Here is a 13,403-nt window from a genome sequence, read left to right as displayed (position 1 = left end):
TTTTGATAATTTTTTGTTGTGTTGTCATAATACTTAATCTGTTTTAAAGTTATTTAATTTGATTATAACTGTCAGATTAAGTATTGACTAATTCAAATAAAGGCTATTTAAAGAAGATATTATATGATATGCCTGATTTCTACTTTTTGCAGTTTCTGAATTGGAAAGGATATCTGCAAATCTTAATATATCTATAAATTCTTTATCAGTAAAAAGCTTAATTTCCTCATTTTGAGATTTGAAATTTTTAATAGAAGAAATCATTATACATTTTTCAAAAAGTGATTTGAAATATTCATTTTCGAAAATATCTTTTTCTAATTTTTCAATCAATTGCATATTATAATGTAATTTGTTCTATAATTTCTTTTCTTTTCTCAGCAATGTCACTAAATGGAATTATATAAACATAAAATTTATATCCAGTAAATTCACTTTTTTGTAATTGAAAATTTATTGAAGTAAGATTTTCTTGTATGTGGGTTTTTACTTTTTCTCTTATACACGTTCTAAAATCTGAATTCGACATTTTTCTTTCTTCATCATTAATTTCAATATTAAAACCTAGAAATATTCCAAAAGAATAATCTAAATATGTTTCATCATCTTTTGCGCTTGGAATAATTATCTTTTTTAAAATTTCGTAACTGTCATTATCAAAAGATTCTTTTGCTAAATTAGTATTTAGTAATTCTATTTCGTATTTAGATTTTCCCTCTTTTGTTAAAAAATTTTTTATTGAGCCAAATGCAGAATAAATCCCATTTTTAACATTTGACTCAAGTTTTGATTCACCAAAAATTAGTTGATAGTTTTTATCATCTACCTTCAATAAATGTACACCATCAGCACCTTTAACATAATCATTATTAGCTGTTTTTAATTCTAACTTTGTAAGTATTTTGGGAGCTTTTAAATAGGATTCAAGAATACAGTACAAAAGTATTTCTCCAAGTTCTCCTTCATTAATATTATGATTTCTAAGTTTGGATTTGGCTGTTTGAACAAGTGTATTAAACTTTTGCTCTTCAATTAACTTCTTAACATTCTGTCTTGATAATGCAAAATGACATAAATTATCACCTAATTCTTCAATTAACTCATCATAAGCAAAAGCATTATTCTTTACTTTTAATGTAAATAAGTTTAACGTATTATCATTATCAAGAATTTGGTCCTGTAAGTCATGATAAAAAAGATTAAGAAATTTACTTTCTATATTTGTTTCTAGCATTTTAGTTAAAATTTTTATCAATTAAAGCAAGATATGAACACTCTTGGGATAAAATATCAGGTTTATTAAAAGCTTGAGCAAGGCTAAGGACTGATTGTACTAATCCTATGCCTGTTGCTATGTCATTTCCTGAAATAGCACCATATGTTGCTCCTCCAAGACCAATTATACTACTAAATTTGGCAAGAGAAAATTTAAAGCCTTTCAAATCAGATGAAATCTTATCCCTTTTATCTATTAATTCTTCAACTTTAATAGAGTAGAATTCTTCATCTTGATTATTATTAATTTCGCTTATAGTTCTTTCAAGTAGGATTCTGAATGAGTTCAATTCGTCATAGTATAAATCTTTAAATCTTTTTAGTCTATCAAGATTAGGGTTTACAGGATAAGGAATTATGTCTTCAAGTAATTTTTCTCGAATTTGGTTTTTGTTTATTGTATTTTGTGATGTTAGATTAGAAGGATAATCAAGCAATTTATCTGTAGATGGTGTGAAATCCTCTTTGATACCAATATATGAAGCTAGATATAACATTATTAAGTTTGCAGTAGAATATTCAACTAAATACCATTGGTGGTTTATTTTGGTAGCAATTCTTAACTCTACTAATTTCTTCATTAACTTTTCACCAAATTTCATTACATTAACCTTTGTCACAAGTTCATGCTCAAAATTCTGTTGCTTTTCAGAAATGTTAAACCCATCATTTTCCAATAAATTAATAAATCCTTGATCAAATTCTGAATTATTAATATAATCATTAGGAAATATTTGAGTTACAAGATTACTCTGGAGTAAATTACCTGTATATTGTTCATAATTATGAGGAGTTTCTATATAAGAAGGTGGTACAATTACTCCTACTGTATCCCAATAAAGAATGCTTTTAATTGTCCAACTATTTTCTGGTAAATTAATGTAGGGAAAGTATAATACTGAATTTGTCATTGGTTTTTAGTTATTTAAAGATAAATATAAAAAATTTTTTGAAATTTTTTAAGTTGAAATTTACATTTGCTTAAGCCCCCACTTAAAAACTCCCCATCTCAATTTAAATTGGGAAAATCCCCTCCCCACCTTACAGTAACTCGAAAATTTTCAAAGGTCTATTATTAAATCTGTAAACAATTGCAACTTTAAGTTGAACTTTTTACTTTTAATAGTACTATGTTTTGTTGTGAATATACTTTCACTGCATCTGCCTATACTGATTTCTACCAAACTCTCACCAATACTGAACCTGGAGCAGTTAAAATAGAGTATCAATCTTTCTCTTTTACAAAACAACACTCCTGAATAACCCCCACTTGTAGGGAAGTAACAGACATTAGGCTTTAGACCTCAGGTAACAGTGGTGGTGTAAAGGTTTGTGTCTTGTTTCATTAATTAACAATTAACTCAAAATCAAAAAGACTATGGTAACGATTACGAATTACACCAAAAGAAAAAAAGAAGATGGGACAGCATTTTGCGTCCTTGAAATTAACAGTGGTATTGAGCTTTTAAAAAGTCAGACCACAGGTCAGTATTATACAACAGCAAAGAAATGCTATATACCTGCAACCTTTGATGAAGCTGTATGCAGAAGTTTAAAGGGAACTATGATGAAAGGTGACATTATTAAAGTTGAGTGTGAACCTTACCAGTACACTATCAAAGAAACAGGAGAACTTATTACCCTGAATCACAGGTATGAGTACACTCCTGATGAAAGTTCACAACTAACACACAATAACTATTTAGAGAATTATACAGCTCCAGGTAACCTTGTGAATGCTATTCAGTAAAAATCCAATAAGTCCCAGTTTTTGTAAATTGTATATATACAGAAACAAAAAGTGGGACTTATTTAGGACAAAATTTACCTGGAGCCTATAAAGAAAGGTGGTAAATTTTTGTACTTTTCTTTTACTCTATTTTTTTCCTGTTTACTGATGTTTACCTTTATCTCTGCCCGGGTAACTGTGACTGCATAAGTAATTTTAATTGGGTAAGATTTTATTAAATAGCTGAAATATCTACCCAGATAGCCTCATGAACTTATAACAGTAACTTACAGTTTCTAGTGAAATAATAAGGACGTTGGTGTGAAATTTTATTGAGTTGAGTTTTCACTAGACTTTTCAAGGAATCTAAATAGTTCTGAGAAATCAACTTCCAATTTTGTAGCTATTGTGTACAGAGTAAAGATTGAAGGGCTAGTTTTTCCAGATTCAATTCTGCTCATATTGGATTTATCCATATTACATAATGCTCCAAGTTCAGATTGAGAGATATTTTTTTCTTCTCTCAACTGTATAATTCTTTTACTGATTGCTATTTGGAGTTCTTTCTTATCCATGATTAATAGCCAAAAGTGAAAATAAATAGCTATGACTTGGTTATCGTTCTCGATAACTTTGATATATTTGTCTAACCTTAACTAAACATTTTTAACTATGAGAACAACCTTACTCTTAATTACAATACTAGTAAGTATAACCACAACACTTAAAAGTCAAGTCAGAAGCAAGACTAAGACTCAAACAGTCAAGACCTCAACAAAACATGATACAAAGAGTATAGGTCTTGATTACTTAGTTCATCTTAAAACAACATCAACCTTTTCAGGAGTTTCTAAAAGTCTTTTGAGTAAAGGATTTTATTTTAGAATTAAGAATAATACTTATAACCTCTTTACTAATGGTAAGGATGAAATTTACTACTTCCCAGGTCAGGGTAATGATGGTAGTGGGGTTTTCTATGGAGATATTCAAGAGTTAAAGGAAAAAATTGCTGTTCAGTATATGTTCAATTCTGAAGCTTTGTATGAAAGTTTAATAGAACAATCTTACCATTACCTGGGAGCAAAGCTGTATAAACAGCACACAGAGGGTAATGGTAATATGATAACCATTATACAAACCACAGACTTCGTATTTATGTTTGGGGAAAACCTTGAAAAGACTGATGATTTAAACTATAAGGTTTTTATTATTTCCAGGTCTAGTTTTACAGAATAGGAATCAATACATCCAACTACTTTTAATCTTAATTAAAATGAAACTTAAATCACTACTAGTCACAATCGCATTTGTATTAGGTGTACTATTAGCAGTCTTTGGCATTAAATTCTACCAAGAGTCAAATATTGAAGGATATAATCTCGTCAACTATCCTGTACAGGTTGTTTTACCAGAAGGATATAAAGAAATAAACCCAGAAAGCCATCTTGTTGGATATTACAACAAGAGACAGAACAAGCTGTATATAGCATTTTATGACGAATTTGGTAAGAAAACCAATTCAAATAACACAGCCACAGGCTCCAACGAAAAGCATTAATAAATATGTACTTAGCTTATTGTTTTTTTGCTTTTCTAAGCCTTAGCTTACATAATGCGACAAGAAATGTTGCAGAGGAGGATGGAGATATTCCTACTATCTACAGAGGAACAAATACAGTACTATTAAACCTTTGGTTCTTTCTTACAGGCTTAATAGCACCTATAATTACAATGTTTCTTTACACCAAATGGTATTTAGCAATAATCTATATAGTTGCAGGACTACTGATTTTAATGGTAATGGCTAACAACTACGTGTACCAATATCATATAGTTAGGAGACCACCACTATACATTCCAAGTAGAGTTGATGTCAGACTATCATTAATTACAAGTTTAATTGGTGTTATATTTCTTATTATTCTGATAGCATGATATTAGAAGTTATTCACTATTACAGTGCCCCTAGGTAACGTTGACTTTGGTGAAAACCTTAAAAAGAACATGTTCACCATAATAACTACCTCTACATTCTTCCTTAGCAACAGTATTGTAACCTGGGAACTGAATAAAGGTAAACTGTATATCTGTGAAATATACAGCAAATTTAATGATGAAGCCTACCAGAAGACATATGTTAATCAAATTCTTGAAGATGATAACAAGGCTTTTCATGATTGGATAAACTGTGAAATTTTAGTTCCAGGTTATCTCATTCCTTGCTTTAATAAAGCTAAGGGGGATTATCTCTCAATTAAAATCAAAGGTGGGTGTATAGAGGCTACAGAATACAAACAAATTTTATAAAATATGACCAAGAAATGCCATGGTAAACAATAATATAGCCACCTCTAATACAAGTGGTTTTAACAATCTAAAATTAAATGAAGAATGACCTATATAAGCACTTAAAATTCAGACTAGATGATGAACACAATGATTTTGAGTTTGAAGCTATATCAGTACCTACTTATGAATTTATTGAAAATAATCTGTCTTTAGTTCCTTATGAGTACTTTGGAGATATTAACGAAGTTCTTGGGTTAAAGGTAAAGCAGATACTATTGTACTTTAATGCTGACAGACTCATGAGAGTTGAACTGAAATACAAAGAAAATAAAGTTGAAAGGCTTAAAAATAAGCTGGAAGAATTTACCATCACCTTTCCTAGTTCAGTTACTCTAAAACTCTACTATCATGAAGAAGAAAATCTAACTATTCTGATGTATCAGAAAGAGGTTTTAAACAAGTTCTATGATTTTGGAGTTACAAAAACATGATATGAGCTGTGCCCTCACATACTCCAAAAAAACTTAAAATGAATACAGAAATAACAGTATCAGAGATACAGGTAACATATCACCCTTACAAAATGTTTGAAACTAAACTCAGTATGAGCAGTGATGTGATAGAAGTTCTAAGAACAATCTGGGATAAGGGGATAATAGAAATGCAAGAAGAAGTCAAAATACTGTTTGTAAATTCTTCAAATGCTGTAATTGGGGTTTACAACTTGTCTAAAGGTGGTATGACAGGGAGTTTAGTAGATATTAGGTTGATTTTAGCTGTGGCTTTAAAATGTTTAGCTACTGGACTTATATTGGTACATAACCACCCAAGTGGAAACCTTACCCCAAGTAGCTCAGATTTAGCCATTGTGAAGAAACTCAAGACAGCTTGTAAGCTACTTGATATTGCTCTCCTTGACAGTATTATTATCACAAAAGAAAGTTATACAAGTTTTAATGATGAAGGACTGTTGTAACAGTTGCAGTTCTTGCAGTTTCTGCAAATTGACTAAAAAATATGTGGGTGAAACATAGGTGAAACATTTTGTCAGAATAATACAAGATATTATAAAGAAATGAAAAATGATAAATCTTTATTTTGTTGAAAATCAGAACAATGAAAAAGAATGAAATAAAATGTGAAGTAACTTTTTTCGTCTCATAATCAGGTGGTCCCTGGTTCGAGCCCAGGTGGGACCACGTACAACTGAAAACAGTTAAAAATAACTGAACACAGTTAAATATAAATCCTTGTATTCATAAGTAATATGAGGATTTTTTTTGTATATTTACTTTTAAGATTGTTCAATTATATTCATAAAATAGTGTCCCCTTTAGTGTCCCCTGTGTAATTTAAAGTGTCCCCTAAATGTAAATATTATGAAAATTAATTTCTATTTAAAAGAAAGAAATTCAATAAAAGATTCATTAGTACTGGTTGCTATCAGCTTGAACGGAAAAAGACCAAAATTTTCCACTACTCTAAAAATAAATCCTAAATATTGGAATCACAATAGCCAAAGAGTTAAAGCAAATTCCTCGAATGCATTAAATTTTAATAAAATACTTAATACGGTGCAGTCTAAGATATTAGATTTATACACAAAAAATTTTGTAGAAAATGATAAATCAAAGACAACTAAATTTTTTGATGAGGTTAGGACTTATTTAACTGGAAAATTTGAAAATTCTGAAATTGATTTAACAGTTGATAAAGCATTTGAAAAGTTTTTAGAAATACGAAAATCAAATCTTAAAGAAGGAACGGTTAAGGCATATACAACTCTTAGAAATCATTTAAATGCTTATTCGGTAACTATTGGTAAAAAGAACTTGTTATTTGATGATTTAGATATTAGATTTTTTGATGGCTTCATGAATTATTTGAAAATGACCTGTAAGCAGAAGACTAACACAAGATCAAAGCAAATCAAAAATATTAAAGCCTTTTTAAAGTTCATGTATGATAGAAACTACCACACTAATAAAATTTTTGAAAAATTAGACAGAGAGCATGAAAAAGGACAATTTGTAGATTTTGTAGAAGCTGATTTTGAGAAAGTATTTAATCTTGACCTTAGCAATGATAGTCATTTAGATATTACTAGAAGATTATTTTGTATCAGTTGGAGTGTACGAAAAAAGTACTTTGAAGGTATGTATGATCCTGTTTTAGGAAAAAATGAAAAACGAAAAAAAATGGCGTTAGAAAATGAGAATACAAAACAAGGTGATGGAGTAAAGTATTTTGGAAGGGGATTCGTACAGATTACTTGGAAAAAAAATTATAGGAGAATGGGAGAAAAGTTTGGTGTAGATTTAGTAAATTCTCCAGAAAAAGCTTTAAATCATGATATTGCAATTAAAATTATGATATATGGATGTGAAGAAGGAAAATTTTCGGGAAAATCACTTGGTGATTATATAAATTCAGAAAAAACTGATTATTATAATGCGAGGAGGGTGATAAACGGTACAGATCGGGCAGATATAGTACAAGAATATGCAAAAAAGATGGAAAAATGTTTAAAAATAAAAAAATGCAAAGATTAAATATAATATTAATATTTCTTTTGTTACAATCTTGTAGCGGAAATTCTCAAACGAAAGAGATACAAAAGAAAACTGAGATTGGTTCTCAATACTCCATTCGGATGATTGGCGAAAAATTATTAGTTAAGTCTCCCGACTCAGCAATCATTTATAATAATAGTAGCTTAATTAGAAACGCAGACTTATTCACTACTTATTTTTATCGAGGTATTTCTAAGAATGATTTTTTTCTCGTTTATCAAAACAATGCTAGCACGACTAAAACCCAAAGTACTTTTCATTTATTTGTAAATGAAAAAGATTTGTTTTTAATCAGTAAGGAGCAGGTTGATCTAAATGCGGACGGTATTTTCATTGTTAAAAACTATATTATTCCTGTTAAAGTCACGAATATGGATTACGAAACGATGGACGAGAAAATTTTTTTTACCAATCAGAAAAATTCCTTTCTTTCAAAACAAAAATTAAAAAATAATATTTTTTTTCAAAATAAAAATGCCTTTGAAATACTATTCAATTATAAAGCAGATGATTTTTTTATGGATTATCCTGTAAATACATTTAAAATAGGAACTCTCAATTTATTGGATATAAAGAATAGTAACGATATAGCATATTATCTGGAAGAAGCCAAAATTTATGATGAAGCTATTTTTATTTTGAAAAGTATAATAAAAAAGGAGCCGACTCGAACTGTCGCCTATCTTAATCTAGCAGATAGTTATTGGGCAATAAACAAAAAGGATCTAGCAAAAGAAAATTATAAAAAATATGTTGAGCTTATGAAGTCTCAAAATAAAGATTTGAAGAAAATTCCTAAACAGGTTTGGGAAAGGATAAAGTAAATTTTCACAAATGAGAATGTATTAAAACACACAATCTATATTAATACTGAAAATTTGAAATTGATTTCCATGTTGTCTACACAAAAATTTAAAAAAATTATAGCGTGGAAATAGAATCTTTAGATGGGCAAAGAAATTTAAAAGCCACTAAAAATGGATTTGAACTGGATATTGATTGGATGAGGGCTGGATATGCTTGTCAGTTTGGATATAATGATTTTCCCTAAAACTTATCTCGAGACTTTTAACGAAAAGATATTTTCTGATTATTCTGAAAAATGTGCAACTCCAAAATATTAAATAAAATATTCCTACCAATACCATCTTCTTTAGAAAATTAATATAGAAAAATTTCCTATCTTTCTTCCTTTATTCATGGCTATTCGGTGATAGCTACAACATAACCAATCAAAAAACAAAACAATGTCCATTACAAACGAACAGGAATTAATCGGGATGCAGAAAGTAAGCGAAGCGGTTGCCTACACTTTAAAAGAAATGATTAATTATGCGCAGCCGGGCATGACTACAAAAGATCTCGATGAATACGGGGCGAAGATTCTTTCTGATTTCGGAGCAAAATCGGCACCTTACCTCACGTATGGTTTTCCGGGTTGGACGTGCATCAGTGTCAACAATGAGTTTTGTCACGGGATTCCTACGGATAAAAGGGTTTTGGAAGAAGGAGACTTAATTAATATCGATGTCTCGGCAGAGCTTGACGGCTTTTGGGCGGATAATGGAGGATCGTTTGTGATTGGAAAAGATATTCATCAACATCAAAAATTGGTCGATGCTTCCAAAGAAATTTTACAAAAAGCCATCGATACGATAAAAGGAGGGGTGAAAATTGCCGATGTAGGATTTCTGATGGAAAATGAAGCCAAAAAACGAGGCTTAAAAGTCATTAAAAACCTTGCGGGACATGGTGTCGGAAGAAGCCTCCACGAGCAGCCCGACGAATTGCTGAATTACAAAAACCGTTTTGATTCCAGACGTTTCAGGAAAAATTCTGTGGTGGCGATTGAAACTTTTATTTCTACAGATTCAAATCTTGCCGTAGAGCTCAAAGATGGATGGACGATGGTAGGAAACAAAGGCGGATACATGGCACAACACGAACATACGATTGTCGTGACCGACGGGAAACCTATTATTTTAACGGAAATGAATGAAATATTGAATTAAATAAACAGCACAAAAACAATCCCAAAAAACATAATTTTTCAGCTTGAATATTATTAATGAATAATAACAATTTAATTACTTTTTATAATGTGTAATTGGTTATCGGTTGTTTATATTTGTTAATCAATAAAATATTATGTATAATTTTACAATATGTAGGGTAGTTTTATTCTTAGTAATATTTTTTTCGTTCCACAACAGTTTTGCTCAGGCAAGTGAATCTAAAATTGACAGCCTGACCAGACTAATTGATCGTGGTTATCTCACCGGAAATTTTAATCAGCAGATCACGCTTAAAAATACCACCGACCTTTATTACCTTTCACAAGAGGCCGGATTTATTCCCGGAAAGGCAAGGTCTATTGTTGAAGAGGCTAATATGTATTGTAATAATGCGGATTTTGAATCTGCTTTAAAGAAAATTAATGAAGGCATTGATTTGGCAAAATCTCAGAATGATAAAAATACCTTATGCCGTTTGTCATTGATTTACCAGAGATTACTTGTCCAACTTGGCGATTTTTTCAATGCAAAACAAATCCTGGTCCAGTCCGAAAACTATAACAAGCTTGTGGATAATAGTGATGAAAAAAAGATCAATACTATCTTTATCCTTTTATCAAAAGCTGAATTGTTGGTGAATAATGAAGGCATCAGCAAAAACATGGCTTCCGTTTTATCATATAAAAAGCAGGCGTATTCCGAAGCTCTTAGCCTTGAAGATTCCAACATATATAAAAAATTCACTCTCATTTATGCACTCGAATCCTTAGCGTGGTCTACGGCGCTTGCAGAAGACATTACCAGTGCCAGAAAGTATATAACTAAAATTGATGAGCTGTTGGTTTCCTATCCCAATGATGATTTTATGCTGCGAAATCTCATCATAAAAGGGGCTGTAGAAAATGTGGCTGAAAATTATCATCCTGCGATAAAGTATCTCTCAGAAGCAATTTCTAAGGCTAAACAGAGCCATAAAGTGTATATCCTTTACGAAATTTACCCTATGATTTCCGCATCTTACGGGCAATTAAAAGATTTTGAAAACGCTACGATTTATTCATGGAGACAAAAGCATTTGGCAGACAGTATCGGCATTGTCAAAGAAAAAGTAAAGAACAGCAGTCTTGTGAGTACAATTAATCTGAAAATATCCGAGCCGGAAAAAAGCAATAAAAGCATTTATCCTGTTCTTATAATTGTTGCCATTTTTTTACTTATCGGTGGGTATGTACTTTACAACAAGACCCAATCCCGTCCAGTAAAAAAGCAGGACACCCTAAAAGTCATGAAAAATGCAGATACCGAAACTTCAGCAGATCGGCAACTGGAGATTTCTAAAAAAATGGTAAATCTGGCCAAAGCGGATATCAATGTATTTTATATTGAATTTCAGAAAGTTTATCCGACGTTTTACCAGTCACTCAAAGAAAAATATGATCTGAATATATCCGACCTGAATTTTTGTACATTAATCAAGATGAATTTCGAAATTAAACAAATCGCTGTATATACCAATTCAACACTCAGATCCGTAGAAAGCAGACGCTACAGAATCATGAAAAAAATGAATCTCAAAAGCCAGAATGATTTATATATATTGCTTTCAAAATTATAAAAAGCACCCCGCAGGATGCTTTTTTATTGTTTAATTTTAATCTAATCTTGTAAGAATTATTTTATAAGCCCTGCTGACATTTCCATTATTAGTTACATTGATTGTTCCTGCAGAAGGCATTGTTACTGTATAGTTTAAAGCTGTTGAGTTTCCCCCGTCCTGACATGCAGGTTTACCTGTCCAGGTAGTAACAGTTGTCGTTTGATTGGTTTCATTGAAAGTCGGTCCTTTAGTGGTGCTTGGGCTAAGTAATCCGGTTATTCCTCTGATGGAGAAACTGCTATTGAAAGAATAATTGTGTACAAAATATTCTGCTGTGGCAACATATACGCAAGCATCACTTGTCAAAACAACGGCTTTATAAATACCTTGAGTCACTCCGGTAATTAATGTACCAGTAGCACCACTTGCCAGACTGACCGAATTTGAAGTGGTTTCTCCATAGGTAACAGAAGGTGATGCTTTTACCAAAACTCCGTTGGCATCAGAATATACTGGTGTTACCACTGTAGATCCCGTTACCGGAGTTATTGTTCTCACTCTTGCATTTCCAGCTACATCCAGACGTTCAGTTGGGGTAGAAGTTCCTATTCCTACATTGGCATTTTCGTCAATACGTACTGCTTCCTGGTTACTGTTTACCCGTAAAGCCAGTGCAGTAAGAGCGGTTGTTCCGTTACCACGATAGATACCGGCCATTCCAGCGCCTGCGTATCCGAAAGTTCCGCCAATTTTAGGATTAAATAACATCGCTCCGATAAAATCATTTTGAGCTAAGTTATTCCCTGCATTAGAACGGCGCATGACCAGACCCTGAATTTGCGAAATAGGACTTTCGTCATCAATGACATAATCATTACCCATTTCTGATCCGGTAATAGGATTATACAGATGAAGTTTTCCGACCGGAGCAGTGGTTCCGATGCCTACATTTCCTGTATTTAATACGGTAAGGTCGTTTGATTGTTGAGCGGCATTTGGGGTTCCCGTCGCTGGGTTATCTTTAGCTCCATCTACGTTGAAAGAGCCTTGGGGATTTGAAGTGTGTATCCCTACTTGTGAAAATGCCAATGATGACATCAGCATACTGGCTAGAAATAGTTTTTTTTTCATTTTTTTAATTTGTTTGTGCTAATAAATTTTTTTAAGCTATTATAAATTATCCGTGAAATTTTTAATAAAATACAATAGCAATTTGTGTTAATGAATCGTGTGTTTCTTGTTTGCAAATTTACCTCAAAGTATCCTTGCAGTACCTTACTCAAAAAGACGCAATTCTACGCAGATGACGGCAAAAAGGGGTGTTTGTATAGTTTTTATCCCTTTTGTGTGAAAATTATTTCAAAAAATTGAGGGACGTGAATATTTTTTTAATTTCATAAAACGATATCCAATTTGCTGCTTCTTTGCTGCACAATTATTATTTTTTGAATACTATTATGAAAAAAAATGTGAACTGAAAACTATTTTTTTATTAACTTTATAAGTCTAAACACAAACACCGAATTGATTGAAAATATTTTAAATGTTCCCCGTTATGAAAGTATTTGATTATCAAAACCAGGATGGAAAATTTATTTTTATAAGCAAAGATTTTCCTAAGTCTATTGAAGAAAAAGAAGTGAATCTGCCTAAAAGTATTGTGATAGATTACGAAATTAAGCACAATGCAACAACCCACGAGCTGCACATCAAAGAAAGCAGAAATGGAAATATTTTAGTATATGATGTCACGAATTTGTCACACAACACTTTACAAAAACTTATCGAAGACATTAAAAAAAGCATCAGGATGAATAATTTTTATCTGCACAAGCATTTCATTCCCGTCAGCTGATTTTAATGGAATAAATTAATTTTAAAATAAGCACTTGCCATAACAGCAGGTGTTTTTTTATTAAATAAAT

At 31.4% G+C, this 13,403-nt stretch carries 17 protein-coding genes; 11 read left to right on the top strand and 6 right to left on the bottom strand.

The window, feature by feature from the left end:
- Nucleotides 1–87 precede the first annotated feature (87 nt).
- From BMX24_RS20135 to BMX24_RS20125, 3 genes are read right to left on the bottom strand one after another with little or no spacing between them, the layout of a single operon-like run.
- The gene (locus BMX24_RS20135; protein ID WP_089796072.1) at nucleotides 88–339 is read right to left on the bottom strand and encodes a hypothetical protein; all 252 of its coding nucleotides are present in this window, start codon (nucleotides 337–339) and stop codon (nucleotides 88–90) included.
- Nucleotide 340: 1 nt separating this feature from the next.
- The gene (locus tag BMX24_RS20130; protein ID WP_089796098.1) at nucleotides 341–1,234 is read right to left on the bottom strand and encodes a HamA C-terminal domain-containing protein; all 894 of its coding nucleotides are present in this window, start codon (nucleotides 1,232–1,234) and stop codon (nucleotides 341–343) included.
- A gap of 1 nt (nucleotide 1,235) precedes the next feature.
- Nucleotides 1,236–2,186 (bottom strand): hypothetical protein, encoded by a 951-nt coding sequence (locus BMX24_RS20125; protein ID WP_089796070.1) that lies wholly within the window; start codon nucleotides 2,184–2,186, stop codon nucleotides 1,236–1,238.
- A 467-nt stretch (nucleotides 2,187–2,653) separates the two neighbouring features.
- Here BMX24_RS20125 and BMX24_RS20120 point away from each other — a divergent pair, with 467 nt between their 5' ends.
- On the top strand, nucleotides 2,654–3,025 hold the full coding sequence (locus BMX24_RS20120; protein WP_089796068.1) for a hypothetical protein: 372 nt from the start codon (nucleotides 2,654–2,656) through the stop codon (nucleotides 3,023–3,025).
- Between the two features lie 308 nt (nucleotides 3,026–3,333).
- Here the strand turns inward: BMX24_RS20120 and BMX24_RS20115 are convergent, their stop codons facing one another.
- Nucleotides 3,334–3,579 carry a helix-turn-helix domain-containing protein gene (locus tag BMX24_RS20115; RefSeq protein WP_089796066.1) on the bottom strand — a complete coding sequence of 82 codons (246 nt, stop codon included), beginning with the start codon at nucleotides 3,577–3,579 and terminating at the stop codon, nucleotides 3,334–3,336.
- 97 nt (nucleotides 3,580–3,676) lie between these two features.
- Here BMX24_RS20115 and BMX24_RS20110 point away from each other — a divergent pair, with 97 nt between their 5' ends.
- Nucleotides 3,677–4,240 carry a hypothetical protein gene (locus BMX24_RS20110; RefSeq protein ID WP_089796064.1) on the top strand — a complete coding sequence of 188 codons (564 nt, stop codon included), beginning with the start codon at nucleotides 3,677–3,679 and terminating at the stop codon, nucleotides 4,238–4,240.
- Between the two features lie 37 nt (nucleotides 4,241–4,277).
- A complete protein-coding gene (locus BMX24_RS20105; RefSeq protein ID WP_089796062.1) occupies nucleotides 4,278–4,562 on the top strand; it encodes a hypothetical protein in 285 nt (94 codons plus the stop codon).
- A 407-nt stretch (nucleotides 4,563–4,969) separates the two neighbouring features.
- Here BMX24_RS20105 and BMX24_RS21090 read toward each other — a convergent pair whose 3' ends face one another.
- Complete coding sequence (locus tag BMX24_RS21090; protein ID WP_139176914.1) at nucleotides 4,970–5,179, bottom strand: hypothetical protein; 210 nt, start codon at nucleotides 5,177–5,179, stop codon at nucleotides 4,970–4,972.
- A gap of 209 nt (nucleotides 5,180–5,388) precedes the next feature.
- On the opposite strand from BMX24_RS21090, the gene BMX24_RS20090 reads away from it, so the two are divergent.
- From BMX24_RS20090 to BMX24_RS20065, 7 genes are all read left to right on the top strand, one after another.
- A complete protein-coding gene (locus BMX24_RS20090; RefSeq protein WP_089796056.1) occupies nucleotides 5,389–5,784 on the top strand; it encodes a hypothetical protein in 396 nt (131 codons plus the stop codon).
- A 38-nt stretch (nucleotides 5,785–5,822) separates the two neighbouring features.
- On the top strand, nucleotides 5,823–6,269 hold the full coding sequence (locus BMX24_RS20085; protein WP_228404944.1) for a JAB domain-containing protein: 447 nt from the start codon (nucleotides 5,823–5,825) through the stop codon (nucleotides 6,267–6,269).
- Nucleotides 6,270–6,672: 403 nt separating this feature from the next.
- Nucleotides 6,673–7,845, top strand: a complete 1,173-nt coding sequence (locus tag BMX24_RS20080; protein ID WP_089796054.1) for a phage integrase SAM-like domain-containing protein — start codon at nucleotides 6,673–6,675, stop codon at nucleotides 7,843–7,845.
- Complete coding sequence (locus tag BMX24_RS20075; protein WP_089796052.1) at nucleotides 7,815–8,690, top strand: tetratricopeptide repeat protein; 876 nt, start codon at nucleotides 7,815–7,817, stop codon at nucleotides 8,688–8,690. Before BMX24_RS20080 ends, BMX24_RS20075 begins: the two co-directional genes overlap by 31 nt.
- Before the next feature lie 104 nt (nucleotides 8,691–8,794).
- The gene (locus tag BMX24_RS21470) at nucleotides 8,795–8,917 is read left to right on the top strand and encodes a hypothetical protein (RefSeq protein ID WP_262485649.1); all 123 of its coding nucleotides are present in this window, start codon (nucleotides 8,795–8,797) and stop codon (nucleotides 8,915–8,917) included.
- 196 nt (nucleotides 8,918–9,113) lie between these two features.
- Nucleotides 9,114–9,878 carry a type I methionyl aminopeptidase gene (gene map / locus BMX24_RS20070; protein WP_089796050.1) on the top strand — a complete coding sequence of 255 codons (765 nt, stop codon included), beginning with the start codon at nucleotides 9,114–9,116 and terminating at the stop codon, nucleotides 9,876–9,878.
- A 136-nt stretch (nucleotides 9,879–10,014) separates the two neighbouring features.
- On the top strand, nucleotides 10,015–11,496 hold the full coding sequence (locus tag BMX24_RS20065; protein WP_089796048.1) for a helix-turn-helix transcriptional regulator: 1,482 nt from the start codon (nucleotides 10,015–10,017) through the stop codon (nucleotides 11,494–11,496).
- 36 nt (nucleotides 11,497–11,532) lie between these two features.
- On the opposite strand, the gene BMX24_RS20060 is transcribed toward BMX24_RS20065, so the two are convergent.
- Nucleotides 11,533–12,609 (bottom strand): hypothetical protein, encoded by a 1,077-nt coding sequence (locus BMX24_RS20060; RefSeq protein WP_089796046.1) that lies wholly within the window; start codon nucleotides 12,607–12,609, stop codon nucleotides 11,533–11,535.
- 424 nt (nucleotides 12,610–13,033) lie between these two features.
- On the opposite strand from BMX24_RS20060, the gene BMX24_RS20055 reads away from it, so the two are divergent.
- The gene (locus BMX24_RS20055; protein WP_089796044.1) at nucleotides 13,034–13,333 is read left to right on the top strand and encodes a hypothetical protein; all 300 of its coding nucleotides are present in this window, start codon (nucleotides 13,034–13,036) and stop codon (nucleotides 13,331–13,333) included.
- The last annotated feature ends 70 nt before the right edge of the window (nucleotides 13,334–13,403 follow it).

The organism is Chryseobacterium wanjuense (genome assembly GCF_900111495.1).
Lineage (GTDB): Bacteria > Bacteroidota > Bacteroidia > Flavobacteriales > Weeksellaceae > Chryseobacterium > Chryseobacterium wanjuense.
This window is presented reverse-complemented; position numbering and strand designations above follow the sequence as displayed.

Excerpts from the sequence above, each read along its gene's own strand:
- BMX24_RS20075 (WP_089796052.1), top strand. The coding sequence starts at position 7,815 with ATGTTTAAAAATAAAAAAATGCAAAGATTAAATATAATATTAATATTT.
- BMX24_RS20110 (WP_089796064.1), top strand. The coding sequence starts at position 3,677 with ATGAGAACAACCTTACTCTTAATTACAATACTAGTAAGTATAACCACA.
- BMX24_RS20130 (WP_089796098.1), bottom strand. The coding sequence starts at position 1,234 with ATGCTAGAAACAAATATAGAAAGTAAATTTCTTAATCTTTTTTATCAT.
- BMX24_RS20065 (WP_089796048.1), top strand. The coding sequence starts at position 10,015 with ATGTATAATTTTACAATATGTAGGGTAGTTTTATTCTTAGTAATATTT.
- BMX24_RS20135 (WP_089796072.1), bottom strand. The coding sequence starts at position 339 with ATGCAATTGATTGAAAAATTAGAAAAAGATATTTTCGAAAATGAATAT.
- BMX24_RS20055 (WP_089796044.1), top strand. The coding sequence starts at position 13,034 with ATGAAAGTATTTGATTATCAAAACCAGGATGGAAAATTTATTTTTATA.
- BMX24_RS20105 (WP_089796062.1), top strand. The coding sequence starts at position 4,278 with ATGAAACTTAAATCACTACTAGTCACAATCGCATTTGTATTAGGTGTA.
- BMX24_RS20060 (WP_089796046.1), bottom strand. The coding sequence starts at position 12,609 with ATGAAAAAAAAACTATTTCTAGCCAGTATGCTGATGTCATCATTGGCA.
- BMX24_RS20120 (WP_089796068.1), top strand. The coding sequence starts at position 2,654 with ATGGTAACGATTACGAATTACACCAAAAGAAAAAAAGAAGATGGGACA.
- BMX24_RS20080 (WP_089796054.1), top strand. The coding sequence starts at position 6,673 with ATGAAAATTAATTTCTATTTAAAAGAAAGAAATTCAATAAAAGATTCA.
- BMX24_RS20090 (WP_089796056.1), top strand. The coding sequence starts at position 5,389 with ATGAAGAATGACCTATATAAGCACTTAAAATTCAGACTAGATGATGAA.
- BMX24_RS20125 (WP_089796070.1), bottom strand. The coding sequence starts at position 2,186 with ATGACAAATTCAGTATTATACTTTCCCTACATTAATTTACCAGAAAAT.
- BMX24_RS20085 (WP_228404944.1), top strand. The coding sequence starts at position 5,823 with ATGAATACAGAAATAACAGTATCAGAGATACAGGTAACATATCACCCT.
- BMX24_RS21090 (WP_139176914.1), bottom strand. The coding sequence starts at position 5,179 with ATGAAAAGCCTTGTTATCATCTTCAAGAATTTGATTAACATATGTCTT.
- BMX24_RS20115 (WP_089796066.1), bottom strand. The coding sequence starts at position 3,579 with ATGGATAAGAAAGAACTCCAAATAGCAATCAGTAAAAGAATTATACAG.
- map (WP_089796050.1), top strand. The coding sequence starts at position 9,114 with ATGTCCATTACAAACGAACAGGAATTAATCGGGATGCAGAAAGTAAGC.